This is a genomic window from Dyella lipolytica (genome assembly GCF_030160075.1).
Lineage (GTDB): Bacteria > Pseudomonadota > Gammaproteobacteria > Xanthomonadales > Rhodanobacteraceae > Dyella_B > Dyella_B lipolytica.
On record NZ_BSNQ01000003.1, the window covers coordinates 2155834 to 2171465 of the forward strand.

Annotated in this window: 17 protein-coding genes; 8 read left to right on the top strand and 9 right to left on the bottom strand. The window is 61.2% G+C overall.

The genetic code is table 11. From position 1 onward, the window contains the following. Positions 1-17: 17 nt before the first annotated feature. Genes QQL64_RS11085 through QQL64_RS11125 form a run of 9 tightly spaced genes read right to left on the bottom strand, consistent with a single transcriptional unit; the run spans position 18 to position 8368 of the window. Positions 18-917, bottom strand: a complete 900-nt coding sequence (locus tag QQL64_RS11085; RefSeq protein WP_284399295.1) for a Wzz/FepE/Etk N-terminal domain-containing protein — start codon at positions 915-917, stop codon at positions 18-20. Between the two features lie 10 nt (positions 918-927). Beyond that, positions 928-2088, bottom strand: coding sequence for a hypothetical protein (locus tag QQL64_RS11090; RefSeq protein WP_284399298.1), 1161 nt, complete (start codon positions 2086-2088; stop codon positions 928-930). Positions 2089-2092: 4 nt separating this feature from the next. Then, positions 2093-3043 carry a glycosyltransferase gene (locus tag QQL64_RS11095; RefSeq protein ID WP_284399765.1) on the bottom strand — a complete coding sequence of 317 codons (951 nt, stop codon included), beginning with the start codon at positions 3041-3043 and terminating at the stop codon, positions 2093-2095. Beyond that, a complete protein-coding gene (locus QQL64_RS11100) occupies positions 3043-4293 on the bottom strand; it encodes an O-antigen translocase (protein WP_284399300.1) in 1251 nt (416 codons plus the stop codon). Before QQL64_RS11100 ends, QQL64_RS11095 begins: the two co-directional genes overlap by 1 nt. Next, complete coding sequence (locus tag QQL64_RS11105) at positions 4290-5402, bottom strand: DegT/DnrJ/EryC1/StrS family aminotransferase (RefSeq protein WP_284399302.1); 1113 nt, start codon at positions 5400-5402, stop codon at positions 4290-4292. Before QQL64_RS11105 ends, QQL64_RS11100 begins: the two co-directional genes overlap by 4 nt. Beyond that, positions 5402-6334: a GNAT family N-acetyltransferase gene (locus QQL64_RS11110; RefSeq protein WP_284399305.1), complete on the bottom strand. Its 933-nt coding sequence runs from the start codon at positions 6332-6334 to the stop codon at positions 5402-5404. Before QQL64_RS11110 ends, QQL64_RS11105 begins: the two co-directional genes overlap by 1 nt. Then, entirely contained in the window at positions 6321-7274 is a 954-nt protein-coding gene (locus tag QQL64_RS11115; RefSeq protein ID WP_284399308.1) for a glycoside hydrolase family protein, read from the bottom strand. Before QQL64_RS11115 ends, QQL64_RS11110 begins: the two co-directional genes overlap by 14 nt. 6 nt (positions 7275-7280) lie before the next feature. Continuing rightward, on the bottom strand, positions 7281-7946 hold the full coding sequence (locus QQL64_RS11120) for an acetyltransferase (RefSeq protein WP_284399311.1): 666 nt from the start codon (positions 7944-7946) through the stop codon (positions 7281-7283). Continuing rightward, positions 7931-8368: a sugar 3,4-ketoisomerase gene (locus QQL64_RS11125; RefSeq protein ID WP_284399313.1), complete on the bottom strand. Its 438-nt coding sequence runs from the start codon at positions 8366-8368 to the stop codon at positions 7931-7933. Before QQL64_RS11125 ends, QQL64_RS11120 begins: the two co-directional genes overlap by 16 nt. A 422-nt stretch (positions 8369-8790) precedes the next feature. Between QQL64_RS11125 and QQL64_RS11130 the strand changes: the two genes are divergently transcribed. From QQL64_RS11130 to folE2, 8 genes are all read left to right on the top strand, one after another. After that, a complete protein-coding gene (locus tag QQL64_RS11130) occupies positions 8791-9291 on the top strand; it encodes a cytochrome b (RefSeq protein ID WP_404600980.1) in 501 nt (166 codons plus the stop codon). Positions 9292-9340: 49 nt separating this feature from the next. Next, the gene (locus tag QQL64_RS11135) at positions 9341-10687 is read left to right on the top strand and encodes a cytochrome C (RefSeq protein ID WP_284399315.1); all 1347 of its coding nucleotides are present in this window, start codon (positions 9341-9343) and stop codon (positions 10685-10687) included. Between the two features lie 94 nt (positions 10688-10781). Beyond that, positions 10782-11111, top strand: a complete 330-nt coding sequence (locus QQL64_RS11140; protein ID WP_284399317.1) for a c-type cytochrome — start codon at positions 10782-10784, stop codon at positions 11109-11111. A 109-nt stretch (positions 11112-11220) separates the two neighbouring features. Then, positions 11221-12042, top strand: coding sequence for a TorF family putative porin (locus tag QQL64_RS11145; protein WP_284399320.1), 822 nt, complete (start codon positions 11221-11223; stop codon positions 12040-12042). Between the two features lie 76 nt (positions 12043-12118). Beyond that, positions 12119-12703: an RNA polymerase sigma factor gene (locus tag QQL64_RS11150; RefSeq protein WP_284399768.1), complete on the top strand. Its 585-nt coding sequence runs from the start codon at positions 12119-12121 to the stop codon at positions 12701-12703. Next, on the top strand, positions 12700-13332 hold the full coding sequence (locus tag QQL64_RS11155) for an anti-sigma factor (protein WP_284399322.1): 633 nt from the start codon (positions 12700-12702) through the stop codon (positions 13330-13332). Before QQL64_RS11150 ends, QQL64_RS11155 begins: the two co-directional genes overlap by 4 nt. Then, entirely contained in the window at positions 13329-14639 is a 1311-nt protein-coding gene (locus QQL64_RS11160; protein ID WP_284399324.1) for a S8 family serine peptidase, read from the top strand. Before QQL64_RS11155 ends, QQL64_RS11160 begins: the two co-directional genes overlap by 4 nt. An 86-nt stretch (positions 14640-14725) precedes the next feature. After that, positions 14726-15628, top strand: coding sequence for a GTP cyclohydrolase FolE2 (gene folE2 / locus QQL64_RS11165; protein ID WP_284399769.1), 903 nt, complete (start codon positions 14726-14728; stop codon positions 15626-15628). Positions 15629-15632: the final 4 nt, after the last annotated feature.

Below are 15632 nucleotides of genomic sequence, written 5' to 3' on the forward strand. Positions count from 1 at the left end.
GTCGGGATTGACGCTTTCTAATCCGTGAGTGCGGGAATGGGCTTTTTTGGTTGAATGCTTTTACCCCACACAGGCTGCGTCGCGGCGGCGCGCCGCAAGGCGTTGCGCGCAATCGCCGCCAGCGTTCCCAAAAACAAGCCCAGCACCATGCCCACGGCCCACATCAACACAGGATTGGGAAACGCCGGATGGTCCGGCACGTAGGCGGGCCACATCAGCGAGGTGTCGTAGGTGTAGGTGGCGCTCAAGCGGTCAGCGAGATCGCTCTTGGTCTGTTGCAAGGTGTGTATCTCCTCGTTCTTGCTGGACAGCAGCGCGCTCGCCAACATCGGGCCCGGTGCGCTCTTGCTTGCTGCGTCATCCTTGTTCCCGGACGTAGCGGCTTGCACTAACCGATCGCGATCGGCCAGTGCGGCTTGCAGTTCCGCCTGCACCTCATCCAGACGCGCACGTGCATGCGCCAGCGGTGTCGCCTCGATGCGTTGATGGATCGCTTCTAGCTGGTCCACCGTCGCGTTGGCGAGCTGAACGGCCTGCTTCGGCGAATACGCGCGCAGTGTTATTTTGACGAGCGGCCCCGCATACGGCAGGGGATCGAGCTTCAGGCTCTTGCGATAGAGATGAGCCTCGCGCGTGGTGGGCAAAAGACCGATGCTTTGCACGACGTCGTCCTGGAAGGGCACCAGCTGCAAACGCTCAAGCACGCGCGCCAGCGGTTCGGCCTTTGGATCCTGGCCCGGTGGTGCGGCACCCACCTGGCCGATCTGGACCCACGCGGTCGCTTCCCATTGCGGCCTGGCGACGCGCATGAATGCGAATACGCACACCAGCACCAGCACCAGCATCGTCACGAACCATTTCCACTCGCGGAGCAGTATCCGCCACGTGTCGATCAGATAAATTTCATTCTGTTCCATCGTCTTGGACTCACTGGAAAGTGGGGAGAGAGATTTCTTTTGCGGCGTGCGTCATGCCCATCGGCGGCGCTCTTCGATTCGGCAACCACGCTGCAAGTACCTGCATGACCAGGCACAGTGCGATAAAACCGCCATGGGTCCAGGTGAAGGCCTGCGGCGCGAACGGTGACATGACGCAGACATACGACATGCGCAGGAATATCAACCACGAGAACACGGAAATCGGTGAGCGAAGACGTCGCACGCTCCACCACAGCATGGCGTACAAGGCGAGGATCGAAGCCACCGCACCGACGGGCCCCAGCGCCATCAGAAACGGAAAAAATTCCGTGCCTACGTTGATATTCGGCGCATCCAGCGGAATGCCCGTTCCGGCGGTCGCGATGGACCCCGCCATCGGAACCACCTGATTGATGAGAAAACTCGCGTTCGAGTAGTGCTTGGCCAGCATGGCTCCGAAGTTGTAAGGACCTGCACTGACGTAGAGCAACAACCACTTCACTCCTTGCGGTGCCGCGCGATACATCGCACTGAATGGCAGCGTGACCGTATCGAGTGAGCCCGATCGCAACATGCCCAGTACTGAGAAGACCACGCCACCGGTCAGCGCCAGAAAGCCGACGGTCTTCCACGGCAACGGCCTGGACTCGTCGCGGCGGAACATCACTACCAGCGCGAATGAAAACAGGGACGCAAAGATCCTGTTGCGATCAATGACCAGCACCGGAAAGATCAGCCCAGCAGCGATGAGAAGGTTGCGCAGCCATTTGCTCCGCGCGCAGAGAAGACCGATGGGTGGAAGCGCCCAGCACATGTCGGAAATGTGCCGGATATGTTCGTGCCCGCCTTCCATGTTGGCGTAAGACGCCGGATTGTCGATCAGCGGAATCGGATACAGCGTCAGATCAAGCAGACAGAAAAACATCACTCCGCAGGCGAATGCCAAGGCGACGAATGCTTCGCGCGTGCCGACATAACCGTGCGCACGAAACTGGGCGAAGGTCGGAAGCCGTGCGCCGAACAGCAGATCCACCAGCATGATGACGAACGCCGTCATCGCCAGCAGCAGTACACCTTCCAGGTAGCTGCCGGGCAGATCGTATGTAAGCAACGTCAGCCCGCAAGACAGCAAGATGGGAGGCGCGAGATAGGTGGAAGGAAGGCGCAACATCCTGTCAGGCCTCCTTTACCATCGAGTGGGACGCCGGCAATCCAAGCTTGGAGATCAGGATCAGCGACAGATATACCGCCATGTGGAACATCAGCAGGAATAGGCGTCGCTGCAGGAAAGCGATCTTGGCGCCAATGAGATGCGCCTGCGCCTTGAGCAAGGTCCGGTAGGGTTCTTCGAACAGATGGGCTCTGCGCATGGCGACATAGCGCGACTCGACCAGATTGACCACCCGCGTTGCCCGATGCCGCGTCTTGCTTAAGTTCGCGCCGTGAAGACGGTATGCACAAACACTGACATCGATAAAGCCGAGCGCATCGAGCGCGGCCAGGCGCAGGAAGAAATCCCAATCGTCGATGCGCAAGCCTTCCGTCCAGCGGTCGACCGTATCGAGCGCATTCTTTCGGATCATGGCGACGGGTCCGCCGATAGCCCACTGGCTGATCACGGCGCGACGTATGCCTTCGTCGGAGCGATAGAGTCGCTTGTTCGCGCCGTGGAGATCGTGCATGCCGCTACCATGCAGGATGAGTCCGTTCTCATCGACGACGATCGAGTCGCCGACCACCGCTTTCTTGAACGGATGCGTCATCAGGTAGCGCACCTGGGCTTCCAGACCGCCCGGCAGCAGATAGTCGTCGCTCGCGCCCAACCGGAGAAATTCACCCTGGGCGCGCGCCGCCAGCTCGTTCAAGGTCGCCGCAATGCCCTTGTTGCCGCGGCGCACATAATTCACGCGCAGCTTGCTGCCGTGCCTGGCGATCCAATCGGCGATGCGCTCGGGCGTGCCGTCGGTGGAACCGTCATCGATGATGACGATTTCCTTGGACGGATACAGATCTTCCAGCACGCTATCCAGGCAGCGTTGCACGAAGCGTTCGTGGTTGAACGCAGGAATAAGCACCGAGACCAGCGGCATGGCCGGCGCATCCATCGGTGCGGCGTCGGATACCATCATGAGTCTCCCAGATAGCGTCGCGCGACCAGCACGTTGAACAAAAAATAGAAAAAGTAGTTGACCGCAAAGGCGTACATGGCACCCACGAGCCCGAAGTAGGTCGTGAAGAGATAAACCAGCGCGAGATAGCTGAGAGCGAACACACACTCGGATATCACGAACAGCCGGGTCATGGCCTTCGCCAGCATGAGGTACGACAGCACGAACGATGCGATCTTGATCACGTCGCCGATCAACTGCGGACCGTAAAGCGCGTTGGCGGCCGTGAAGTCGACGCTGAATAGGAAATGCGTCACCCAGTTCCTCAGCACGTAAACCAACGCCGCAAGCGCAATGACGACAGGCAACAAGTGCCGATACGCGCCGCGCAATTCCTGCACCAGCGATGCGCGTTCGTGCGTAGACGCCAGCTTGGGCAGGTAGTAGATGTTGATGGCCGTGGTGAGGAACAAGAGATACGCATCCGATACCTTGCTCACCGCCTGCCAGTAACCGACTTGCTCCCAGCCGAATTGGAGCGCGAGGTGGTTGCGTACCGCGATATTGATCAAGGGCGGCAACAGCGCCGAGGTGAGCGTCATCACCGAAAACGCCGCCAATCGACCGGTCATCTCGCGGTCGAAGCGGATGCTTAGCATGCTGCGGCGAAAGTACGGACTGCGCCACCAGGCCGGCAAGCCGACGACGAGCGTCAGCACCTGCCCGACTACCAGCGCCAGCAGCGCACCGTAGAGCTGCAGCCACCGCGAGAGCTCGACCACCATCACCACGCCGATCGCCGAACCCAGCACCTGCACCAAGGCAAGCCGGCGCACATCCATGAAACCGTTGATGACCGCGAGAATATAGTTGACCAGCGCAATGCCGAGCTGCGCGATGGCGAGGATACGGATCAGGCTTTCGTAATGCGGATCACCTAGCAGCCACAGCGCGATACTGCGGCTGAACACCAGCGCCACGCATCCCATCAGGCACGACGCGCACAATGCATACCAGAGTGCCGCGGCAAGCAGGCGCGACAGCCGCTGCGCATCGTGGCGATACTCGGCGACGTATTTGACGACGCCCGCACTGATGCCGCCGCCGGCCAGCACGGCCAGCAGCGACATCAGGCTCATGAACTGCCCCAGCTTGCCAACGCCTTCGGGCCCTGCAAACCACGCGACGAGCTTGATCACGACCAGACCCGCGAGCAGCCGCGCCGCGGTGGCGATGGTCGTGTAGAAGCCGGTGCGCACGAAACTCATGGCGGACACTCGAACGCTTGGCAGGCGGCAATGACCCGACCCACCTCGTCCTCGCGCAAGGTCGGTCCCATCGGCAGACTGAGCACTTCGTCGTGCAATTGTTCGGTGAGCGGCAGACGGACGTCCCGCAAGGACGCATAGGCTGATTGGCGATGCGGGGGCACCGGATAGTGCACCTGGCTTTGAATACCCAATCGCTGCAGCTGCTGCTGCAGGGCATCGCGATGGGCGCAGCGCACCACGAACAAATGCCAGGCGTGCTGCTCTTCGCTCGTCACTGCCGGCAAACGGATATCGGGATGTCGAATGCCCTGGCGGTAGCGTTGTGACACATGACGACGACGTGCGATGTCGTCGTCCAGGTACTTCAATTTCACGCGCAGCATGGCGGCCTGCATTTCATCAAGCCGCGAATTGACGCCTTGGAAGAGATGCCAGTATTTCACCTCGGAACCGTAGTTGCGCAGCGCGGCGACGCGACTCGCCAGCACCGTGTCGTTGGTGACGACCGCACCGCCGTCGCCAAGCGCGCCGAGGTTCTTGGCGGGAAAGAAACTGAAAGCCGCTGCGTCGCCGAACGCGCCTGCCCTGCATCCGTTGCTGATCGCGCCATGCGCTTGCGCGGCGTCTTCGATCAGCAACAAGTTGTAGCGGCGTGCCAACGCGAGCAGTGCTGGCATGTTCGCCAGCTGACCGTAAAGATGCACCACCATGATCGCGCGCGTGCGCGGGCCGATGGCGGCTTCCACGCAGCCCGGGTCAAGATTGAAGCTCGTAGGATCGGGCTCCACCGGAACCGGTACCATGCGGTTTTCGGTAATGGCGAGAAAGGTCGCAATAAAGGTGTTGCCGGGCACGATGATCTCGTCGCCCTCGCTCAGTGCACCGAGTTCCTTGTAGCCGCGCAGAATCAGCGCCAGCGCGTCCAATCCATTGCCTACCCCCACGGCGTGCCGCACGCCGCAGTAAGCGGCGAACTCGCGCTCGAACGCTGCCACTTCCTGGCCAAGTACGTACCAGCCCGAATCGATCACCCGTGCCGCAGCGGCTTTCAGCTCGTCGGCATAACGGGCGTTGATGTCCCTGGCGTTGAGGAACGGAACGTCCATCAAAGCTCCCACTCGTAAAAATCGTGCACGACGGCGCGCGCACCGAAGCGTTCCTTCTGCATGATCAGGCCGCCATTGAGATGCCGTCCTTCCTGCTCCGTCGAAATACCGAAACTGAAATAGACCCTATCTGCGTAAACAGCGCCGATCAGCTCGCTAAGGAGCAGGCTGAGTGCATTGAGCTGGCGCCCCTCCTCCGACGTAGCCATGTATTGGGTGTGCACGGTCCGGCCGAAGTCGTAGACAAGTACCGCCGCCAGCAAGGTGTCGTCGACGCGCGCCTCGTGAAACACGATGCGATCGGGAAACCGCGCCTGCAGCAACTGCAATTCCTGCAAGCTGTGGGTCGGCGCGGCGTCGTGCTTGCGCAACGTCTCCGTCAGCAACGCGTGGAATGCCGCCAGGTCGACACCGACCTTCAACTGGATCCCCGCCTTCTTCGCCTTGTTGATCGAGCGTTTGCGGCCATCCGTAAAGCGGAAGGCTTCCTGCAGCGAAACGACGGATGAGATGTCGCGCCGCTTCAGCCGAGCTCCCATCCGATGCAGGGCGTAAAGATCCTCTTCGGCGGGATAGGCGTGGAAGACGTGCGGTATCGCCTTGTAGACGATTCGCTCGACGCCTTGCGCGCGATAGTGCTCGCTCATCGTTTCGAACAGGGCAAGCGTCGCTTCGGCACGCACATCTTGCGTTGTAATCAGACCGGCATAAGTGAGGCCGCCGTGGCTTACCACGACGTTATCTTTCACGTTGGCAGGAAAAACCGCCTCTATTTTGCCCTCGCGCTCGATCATCAGTGATCGATCCACGAAGCGATCGGCGTGGTAATCCATGTAGCCTCGCCGATGCAGAAAGTTGCCGTTCCGCGACCGTTCGACCACCGCATCCCAAGCCTGCGCGTGAATCGGCGCATAGGGCTTAACCGTGTACATGCAGCCCTCCACCCGTGGAAACGTCGCGCAGCTCGGCCACGCCGAATCCATCGACTCCCATGTCGTTGCCGTTGTAGAACATCAATAACTTGTCGCGATGACGAATCAGGGCGGGATAACAGATGACGCGCGAATCCCAGCCGCTTTCGGAGAGCGTCACGCCTAGCGCTTCGTCGTGACGCTCCCAGGTGATGCCGTCGTCGCTGTAGGCGACGCCGGGAAAGTATTCGCCGGTGACATTGCCGCGCGTGAAGTACATGACGTACCGGTCGCCAAATCGATACACGCGCGGCCGGCCGATGCGGTATTCGCTGCCGCGTGGTTGCAGGCAGATCCGGTCGTTGCGCGGAAAGACCCTGGGATCGTCCGTTTCGGCATAGCGAATGTGGTAGCGCGGAAAGGGCCGGCCACCGATGGTTTCCCAGTCGTCGCCGACGGCGTACCACATGCGCCAACGGCCGTTTTCCCGCATCACTGAATGCACCGCGCCGATGGTGCTGCGCCCGTGTGCGCGGTCCAGAATCGGCGTCTCCTGCGCGCGCTCGAAATGAAGCCCACCGTCGCGGGAGATCGCTAGGCCTGTAAAAGCAAGAAACTTCGCTTTCGCGACGCGCTGGAAGCCGACATAGAACATGTGCAGGCCGTCGGGTGCATCGACGATGTCGCCGAGGATCATGCCGTTGTCGTCGAAACAACCGCCCCGCCCGATATCGAGCACCGGTTCGGCGCCGACATGCACGATGTCCGTTGGGTCGTCCGCACGCAGATCCACATAACCGATACGACTGACACCGTCGGCATCACGGAAGCCCGCATAGACGCGTATGAGCTCGCTACTTAGGCGATACGGCGTCGGCGTGAGCGCAGAGTGGCGCATCCACGCACCTACGCTGTGGTGCGCGGTTTCGAACACCAGGCCTTTTTTGATCCATGCGCACATGCGCGCTCAAAGCCTCACGGCGAGGCTGGACTTGTCCGGTATCGCGCGGGCCGGCGAACCCACGTAGATGCGACCTGGCTCGGTATCGTGCGTGACCAGGGCGCCGGCGCCGATGACGTTGTCCGCCGCGACCTTCACCTGATCGTTGAACGTGGCGTTGACGCCGATGAAGCTTCCCTCGCCGATCTCGCAATAGCCCGAAATGACCGCGTGCGAAGCGACGAATACGTTGTCGTGCACGACCGTGCGGTGCCCGACATGGTTACCGCTCCAGAGAATGCAGTTGTTTCCGATGCTGACGAAGGGTTGAATGACGTTATTCTCGAAGATGAAACTGTTTTCGCCCACTTCGGCATTGCGCCATACGAAGGCGTGCGTACTGACGTAGGTGGCGAACCGATAGCCTTTGCTTTTCGCGTCCTGATAAAAGCGCGTGCGCAGGCGGTTGAGATGTGTGGCGGGAATCGCGACGAATACGTCGTACTCCGCGGGAGGGTAGTGCGCCTCCAGCGTCTCGTACGCCACGACGGGTCGGTCCGCCAGCGTGGGCTGAGTGAGGTATTCGCGCTCGACGCTGAAAGCGACGACGTCGTACTCGCTGTCGTGCACGAAGTACTCGCAGGCGATCTGCGCAAACTCGCCCGCGCCGACGATCACTAACGGCCTACGCATGCGGCCAAGTCCTCCCGAAGCATGGAACCTTTCACTTCACGCAGGAATTCTGCGTAGTCGGTGATGTAGTCGGTCGGGTCGTAGAATTGGTCGGCCAGCACCATCAGCACGCAGTCTTCGCTGAAGTTGTAAAGCTCGCGCCATACCATGCAACCGATCAGCAATCCCTGCGCAGGATCGTCGAGCACCACTTCCACCGGCCCGTTGCCGTCGTCCAGCAAGATGGTGACCGAGCCCCGCACCGGCACCGCCAATTGATGCAGGTGCCGGTGCGCATGCTGGCCGCGATGCACATGGTTGTTCGTTGCGAACAGGTAGTACACGCGCCGGATTTGGAACGGCACGTTTCGATCCTGTTCCAACGCGATGAGCATGCCGCGGTCGTCGCCATGCTTTTGCAACTGGATTCGTTCGATGTCCATGTTTCAGGCCATGGCCTTGAATGCGTGAAGTTGACCCACGTACCTGAGTACCGCGTCGATGAGGAAAGGTTGTGTGGCGTCCGCACGCGACGCGACGCGATGCGTTGCGATCCGCACGCATTGCCCACGACGCTTTGTTAATTCGATGCAACCTTTCGCTCCATAACCGACACCCATACGCACGAGGCCGTTTTCACTGCACCCAGGCATGCCGCTTCGGGCATGAGGCAGACGCAAGGCGGGCATGAGATCGGCAGGACGACGGCAACGCGGGCGACTGGGATATGGCATCGGAAAACAAGGCTGGGCCAAAGCAGGGGAAGAACGTGGCATTCATGCCCGGCGTGCAAGCCGACGCCGAGCATTTCGCACCGCGACCCGCGGAGACGACCGTCGTTGAGCGCCCGAGGAAACTGGTGGTCATGCATTGGTTGACCGTGCTTTGCGTGTGCACGGCGGCGACATTCATTCTGATCCGCGATGAAGTCGACGGCCGCGCCCTGCGCCAATGGCTGCTCGAAGGTCATCGCCATTTCGGGTTGTTCGTACTCATTCTTTTCTTCTTGCGCGTGGCACTCCGTATTCGGCTGGGCAAGCTGCCGCCCGCAAGCCATACGTCGTGGCCGATTCGCCTCGCCGCGGCGCTGACACATATCGCGTTGTACGCATTGATGCTTGCCCTGCCGATACTCGGTTGGGCCTTGAGCAATGCGGAGGACAAGCCGGTTCATCTGCTTGGCCTGACGCTGCCCACCCTGGTGGGTGGCGACGAAGATCTGGCCGATCGATTGCAGGCATGGCACCTCGACGCTGCCTGGTTGTTGCTGGCCCTGGTTTCGCTGCACATCGCCGCCGCGCTCTGGCACCACTTCGTGCTGCGCGATGGAACGTTGCGGCTGATGCTGCCCAAACGCCGACGCTGATGGAGAACGCTTTGTGTTCTGTCGCATCCGATCACGACAAGGAGATCTTATGTCGCACTCTTTGAACCGACGCTCGATGCGCCGGACGCATCGGGTTTACCTGTGGCTAGCCGTCGCCGCGCTACTGCTATTTGCCAGCACCAGCGTACAAGCCACTCCCGCTTATGCGCGGCAGACCGGCAATGCGTGCGCGGACTGCCATGCCGGTGCCTACGGTCCCGCACTGACACCCTACGGCATGCGCTTCAAACTCAACGGCTATACCGATACGGACGGCAACGGCTTCAAGATTCCCGTGGCCGTGCAGCTCATCGGCACGCATTCGGTACCGGCGCGCGGTCAGAACACTACGCAGCTCACGGAAGCAGACATCTACGTAGCCGGACGCATCTCGGACAACATCGGCGGCTACGTCAAGATCGAAACGGACAACGATGGCCAGGACCACTTCAGCACCAAACTGAGCAATGTCGATCTGCGCTTCGTCGCCAAGGATCTGAAGCTCGGCAGCAAGGAAGCCACATTCGGCGTGAGCGTAAACAACAGTCCCGGATTCGAGGATGCGGTGTCCGATCTGCCGGACTCAACGCTACTGGGCCCGCCCGGTGTCACCGGCACGCTGCTCAACCCTTCCAGTCCCGACGCGCTTGCCAATCGCGTTGTCGGCGCAACCGCCTATGGCCTTTACGACTCCGATTGGTACGGCGAAATCGGCAGTTACACCTCGTTGCCGCAGTCCACGCAGAGCAATCTCGGCTACGCGTTGTCGGGCGACCCGGGCAGGCTCAGCGACACCGGTTTTTTTCGCTTCGCGTACATGAAGGATCTGAAGAAGCAGTTCTTTTCGGCAGGCATCGTCGCGCTGACCGCTAAGCGCCAGCTTCCGCGCTCGGGTCCGGCCGACGACCTCACGGATCTCGGCTACGACGTGACTTACCAGTACATCGGCAATCGGGAAAACATCGTGCAGGCGAGTTTTGTCGATATTCTCGAACAACGCCGCTACGGCAGCCTTCCCCCCAGCCCGTTCCCGGGCATCACCGCGCAAACGCACGGCGCCGTGCACGACCGCACGTTTACGTTGACCTACACGTTCTTGCAGACCTACGGCCTCACGTTCTCGCATCTGGTGAGCACAGGAACGCGCGACATCGTTCGCTATCAACCGTACGGCGTTCCCGATACCACCAGCAACCTGCTCACCTTGTACTGGGCACCGTTCGGCAAGGACGACTCTTTTACAACGATCGCGAACCTGAAGCTCGCTGCCACGTGGTTCCATTTCAGTCGGTTCAACGGTAGCAGCACGAACATTTTCGGCGTGGGGCCAGGCCTCCCGGTGACCAATGCGCACGATCTCAACGCCTTTTCGCTAACGGCGAGTTTGGCTTTCTAAAAATGTGTACAGGAGTCAGAAAGTGACCAAGTTGCTTTGGGTACCGTTCCTACGGTGCGTTGCTGCCGTAGGGCTCTATCTGGGGGCGGCGTCGATGTCCCCTTTTGCCCTGGCCGGTGACGCGAGCGCCGGGTCGGATGTTTTCAAGACGGAATGCTCCGAGTGCCACAGCGTGAAAGAGGGGCGCAACAAGAAAGGCCCTAGCCTGTTCGGTATAGTCGGACGCAACGCGGGCACCGCACCGAACTACAAATATTCGGATGCGTTGCTGCAAGCCAAATGGGTGTGGACCACGGACAAGCTGCACAGCTACCTGTCCCAGCCGGCCAAGCAGGCCAACCCTGGGACCAAGATGAAGTACGACGGCTTGACCGATTCCAAGCAACTGGACGATCTCATTTCATACCTCGGCACGATTCACTGATGACAGCTTCCCGCTCCACGGATGACATTTCCTCGTATTACCGAACCGTCTATAGGTGCGGCATACCTGGCGCAGGGCGGCTTTCGTGCGTGTGAATGCATAGATCCCCATGAAGAAGCGTCGCCCCTTTTGCGCTGGAGTCAGTGTGCACCGAGGCTTTGCCCGGCGCGCCCGTCATGATCCGCGCGGGCGGGGCATCTTGCGCGCGCGCGGGGCTCTCTCGCTCGCGTTGCTCGCGGCGACGGCATGCCTGGCGGCACCGCTTCATGCGCAGTCGGCCACGGTCAGCGGCGCGGTGGCGGTCAGTTCCCAGCTGGTGGATCGCGGCCAGGCGGTGACGCCGGCTACGCCTATTTTGCAGGCCGCTGTGTCCTGGGCGCCCGCGCCGGGCTGGTCGCTTGGCCTTTCCGGAGGAACCGAAATACGCTCGCCCGGGCATGTTTCCGAGGCCCTGGCCCAGGTGTCGCATTACTGGTCGCTCTCCAGCGACTGGCAGATGCAAGGGGATCTGCTCTATTACGACTACCCGGGCAATGCCCAGGCCCGGCTTTTCGATCGAACCGAAATAGGCGTTAACTGGATATACCGGGACATTCTGACGTTTGGCCTGTCGGGCATCTGTCTTATCAACGGAACCCGTCACGAACCACGAGGTGCCGCCGATATCAATTTCCACTGGCCGCTGGCCTGGCATTTTTCTCTTTCGCTGGGTGCGGGTGTCAGCCAATCCCTTGTTTTGAATAGTGGTTCCTACGGTTACGGTGAGCGCATCAACACCGCCGTCTATCGGTATGGACATGCCGGACTGCTATGGAGCTACGGCCCCTGGCGGGTGGAACTGGACCGCGTGGCGACGAATCCGGCCATACCCAGGCATGCGGGTAACCTGGTCACCGCCCCCTGGGTGGGGACCATTTCCTGGTCTTTTTGATTCAGGGGCAACCTTTCCGCGCCGATAGCGCACTTATGTGGAAACTCGCCGCTATCCGGTGACCTCCTCCAAACCTATGAACGAAGCCACCATCGACGCCGACGCCACCGATCGCATGCTGCTCCAACGCATGTCGACGGGTGACCGTGTCGCGCTGTCGACGCTGTACCACAGTTATCACGGCAGGCTGTGCCGCTTTCTGTCCCGGCTGACCCGACGCACCGATGTCATCGAGGAAGTGGTCAACGACTGTTTCTGGATCGTCTGGCAGAAATCCGGCGAGTTCCGCGGCGACTCGCGCGTGTCGACCTGGATCATGGGCATTGCCTACCGCTGCGGACTCAAGGCGCTGCGACAACATGGCGACGAGCCGGTGGAAGACGATGCTTTGTCGGACGATCGCGCGCCGTCGTCGGATCCGGATGAAGATCGCGAATTGCGCGACTGGTTGAGCAAGGGCCTCGATCGTCTTTCGGCCGACCAGCGCGTGGTGGTCGAACTGGTTTATGGTGTGGGCCATTCCTTGGACGATGTCGCCGCGATCATGCAATGCCCAGTGGGCACGGTGAAAGCACGCTTGTTTCATGCGCGCGTCAAGCTGCGCAACGTGCTTCCCACTTTGGCGGGCGAATCACCTGTTATGAAAGAGAGCGTGTCATGACCTACCCCATGGATACCGGCCAGGATTGTCTCCGCGCCTGGGAGGCAATGCCCTGGGTATTGCAAGAAAGCGCATCGCCCGAACAAAGCGAGTGGCTGGACTATCATCTTGTCCGCTGCGCATCGTGCCGCGCGGAATTCGAACAGCAGACTCGCCTACGGATTGCGCTGTCGCTGCCTACGGAAATTCAGCTCGATGCGAATGCCGGATTGAAGCGCCTGATGGATCGCATCGATGCACCCGAACGCGAAGAAACCCCTCATCGCTTGCGTTCGGGCAGCTGGCTGACCCGCGGACTGGTTGCCGCGGTGCTGGTGCAGGCGATCGCCCTGAGCGCGCTGGGCGTGAAGCTCTGGTCGATAAACGACGCACCGGCCTATCGCACCTTGAGCCAGGTATCGGCACCCGTAGCGCCGGGCAGCATCCGCGTCGTGCCCGATGCAAGCATGACGCTGACCGATTGGAATGCGTTGCTGCATTCTCTGCGCCTGCAGGTGGTGAGCGGCCCCAACGATGTCGGCGCTTACACGGTGGCGCCGACGAATTCCACGACGACCACGCCACAAATAGTGCAGCAGTTGCGCACTGCGCGAGGCATCCGATTGGCGGAGCCCGTCGTTACGCCATGAAGCGTCGCGTCTTTTTTCTGGTCGCCGTAGCAGCCCTATTGAGTGCATGCGCGCATTCGCCTTCCTTGGCATCCCAGGATCCTCCCACTAGCACCGGCGGTGCATCGGCGACCGACGTATCCACCATGGATAGTCAGCGCGACATCGTGCTGGCCGTTGCCAATCCGATCGATCCGCCCACGACGCATGCCGGCTCCAGTTTGCTCGGCTATGCCTCACCCGCGCTTTACGGTGCGGGACAACGCGCCGTGTCCGAACTGGCGGCATTGAAACAGCAATATGGATTGCACGAAGTCACCGGCTGGCCGATCAAGGCGCTCAAGCTCTACTGCGTCGTGCTGGAGCCCCCGCCGGGGGTAGAACGCGACACGCTGCTCAAGGCACTCGCCAAAGACGATCGCGTGCAGCTCGCACAACCCTTGCAAGACTACGCCGTCTACGCTGCCGCCGATCGTTCCGCCGACGCGCACCGATACAACGACCCCTACGTCAACTTGCAGCGCGGTTTCGTGGAAACCGATGCGGCGCTCGCCCACAACACCAGCCAGGGCGTCGGCGTGCATATCGCGATCGTCGATACCGGCGTCGATGTCACGCATCCGGATCTTCAGGGACGCATCGGCGATACGCATAACGAAGTCGATGGCGATGTGTCCTCGTTCAACCACGACAGCCACGGCACGGAAGTCGCCGGCATCATCGCTGCCGACGCCGACAATCATCAGGGCATCGTGGGCATGGCGCCGAAGTCGGTCGTCAGCCTTTACAAGGCGTGCTGGTATCCGCAGGCGGCCCATAGCGGCGCACGCTGCAACTCCTTCACGCTGGCCAAGGCGCTGGCGGCGATCATCGATACGAATGCACGCATCATCAATCTGAGTCTGGGCGGCCCCCCGGATCCGCTGCTCGGCAAACTGCTCGATCAGTTGCTGAGCCAGGGCCGCATCGTGATCGCGGCACTGCCGCCGGATGGATCACGCGGCGGATTTCCCGATAACGCACCGGGTGTCATTGCCGTTCGCGTAAGCAGCGCATCGACGGCGCCACCCGGCGTATTGAGCGCGCCGGGCACCGACATCCTCACCACACAACCCGGCGGCGGATACGACTTCACCTCCGGATCGTCCATGGCTGCCGCTCACGTGAGCGGCATTGCTGCGTTATTGCTATCGCTCGCACCGAAACTGGACGCGCGTACCGTCCATGATCTTCTGTTACGAAGCAGCAAAGTCTCCAACGGCGTGCTTCAGGTCAATGCCGCATCGGCCGTGACGGCGCTGCGCAGCGCGCGACAGGCCAATCGTTGATAGGCGGATCAACCGCATGAAGCCGCCTGGTCCCGCCACACATCCGGAACGTCATCGTGAAGAACATCCCCTATACCGCCGGCCTGATGCCTGATGTCGCTATTCAGGCGCAACCGCATCTGGCCGACGCCCTGGACTGGGTGGGGATGGACGGCATCGAAATGCCGGTGCGCTTCGACGCTGGCGATGGCGAGGTGCAATGCACCCGTGCCCAGGCCGGCGCCTTCGTCAACCTGATCCGTCCGGACCGTCGCGGCATCCATATGTCGCGCCTATACCTGTTGATGGACCAATACCTGAGCACTCGCACGGTCGACAGCGCGATGCTCGAATCCTTGCTGCGCGCCTTCCTGGAATCGCACAAGGATCTGGCCGATCGCGCACGCGTCAGCATCCGCTTCGATCAACTGGTGCGTCGCGCTGCGCTGCGCAGCGACAACAGCGGCTGGCGTGCCTATCCGGTATCGATCGAAGCGAGCCTTTGCGCCGACAGCTTCCGCATGGAACTGGGTACGGAAGTGGTGTACTCATCCACCTGCCCCGCGTCGGCGGCGTTGTCGCGCCAGTTGATCCAGCAGCAGTTTGCGAAGGATTTCGACGCCACGCAGCCGGTGGATTACACAGCGGTGCTGGCGTGGCTGGGCAGCGAGAAAGGCATTGTGGCCACGCCGCATGCACAACGCAGCGTCGCGCGCTTGCTGGTGCGCTTTGTCGACGGCGCGCCGTTGAATCTGATCGACCTGCTCGATCGCGTCGAGCACGCGCTGGGCACGCCGGTGCAGACCGCGGTCAAGCGCGAAGACGAACAGGCGTTCGCACTGGCCAACGGCAGCAACTTGATGTTCTGCGAAGACGCCGCGCGCCGCATCCAGCGTGCGCTCGATGCCGACAACCGTATCGCCGACTTCCACGTTCGTCTCGAACACCAGGAAAGCCTGCACGCCCATGACGCCGTGGCCTACACCTCAAAAGGCGATTGGGGACGTTGAAGCG

Coding starts and splice junctions, on each gene's coding strand:
- QQL64_RS11085 (WP_284399295.1), bottom strand. CDS start 917: ATGGAACAGAATGAAATTTATCTGATCGACACGTGGCGGATACTGCTC.
- QQL64_RS11090 (WP_284399298.1), bottom strand. CDS start 2,088: ATGTTGCGCCTTCCTTCCACCTATCTCGCGCCTCCCATCTTGCTGTCT.
- QQL64_RS11095 (WP_284399765.1), bottom strand. CDS start 3,043: ATGGTATCCGACGCCGCACCGATGGATGCGCCGGCCATGCCGCTGGTC.
- QQL64_RS11100 (WP_284399300.1), bottom strand. CDS start 4,293: ATGAGTTTCGTGCGCACCGGCTTCTACACGACCATCGCCACCGCGGCG.
- QQL64_RS11105 (WP_284399302.1), bottom strand. CDS start 5,402: ATGGACGTTCCGTTCCTCAACGCCAGGGACATCAACGCCCGTTATGCC.
- QQL64_RS11110 (WP_284399305.1), bottom strand. CDS start 6,334: ATGTACACGGTTAAGCCCTATGCGCCGATTCACGCGCAGGCTTGGGAT.
- QQL64_RS11115 (WP_284399308.1), bottom strand. CDS start 7,274: ATGTGCGCATGGATCAAAAAAGGCCTGGTGTTCGAAACCGCGCACCAC.
- QQL64_RS11120 (WP_284399311.1), bottom strand. CDS start 7,946: ATGCGTAGGCCGTTAGTGATCGTCGGCGCGGGCGAGTTTGCGCAGATC.
- QQL64_RS11125 (WP_284399313.1), bottom strand. CDS start 8,368: ATGGACATCGAACGAATCCAGTTGCAAAAGCATGGCGACGACCGCGGC.
- QQL64_RS11130 (WP_404600980.1), top strand. CDS start 8,791: ATGCATTGGTTGACCGTGCTTTGCGTGTGCACGGCGGCGACATTCATT.
- QQL64_RS11135 (WP_284399315.1), top strand. CDS start 9,341: ATGTCGCACTCTTTGAACCGACGCTCGATGCGCCGGACGCATCGGGTT.
- QQL64_RS11140 (WP_284399317.1), top strand. CDS start 10,782: ATGTCCCCTTTTGCCCTGGCCGGTGACGCGAGCGCCGGGTCGGATGTT.
- QQL64_RS11145 (WP_284399320.1), top strand. CDS start 11,221: ATGAAGAAGCGTCGCCCCTTTTGCGCTGGAGTCAGTGTGCACCGAGGC.
- QQL64_RS11150 (WP_284399768.1), top strand. CDS start 12,119: ATGAACGAAGCCACCATCGACGCCGACGCCACCGATCGCATGCTGCTC.
- QQL64_RS11155 (WP_284399322.1), top strand. CDS start 12,700: ATGACCTACCCCATGGATACCGGCCAGGATTGTCTCCGCGCCTGGGAG.
- QQL64_RS11160 (WP_284399324.1), top strand. CDS start 13,329: ATGAAGCGTCGCGTCTTTTTTCTGGTCGCCGTAGCAGCCCTATTGAGT.
- folE2 (WP_284399769.1), top strand. CDS start 14,726: ATGCCTGATGTCGCTATTCAGGCGCAACCGCATCTGGCCGACGCCCTG.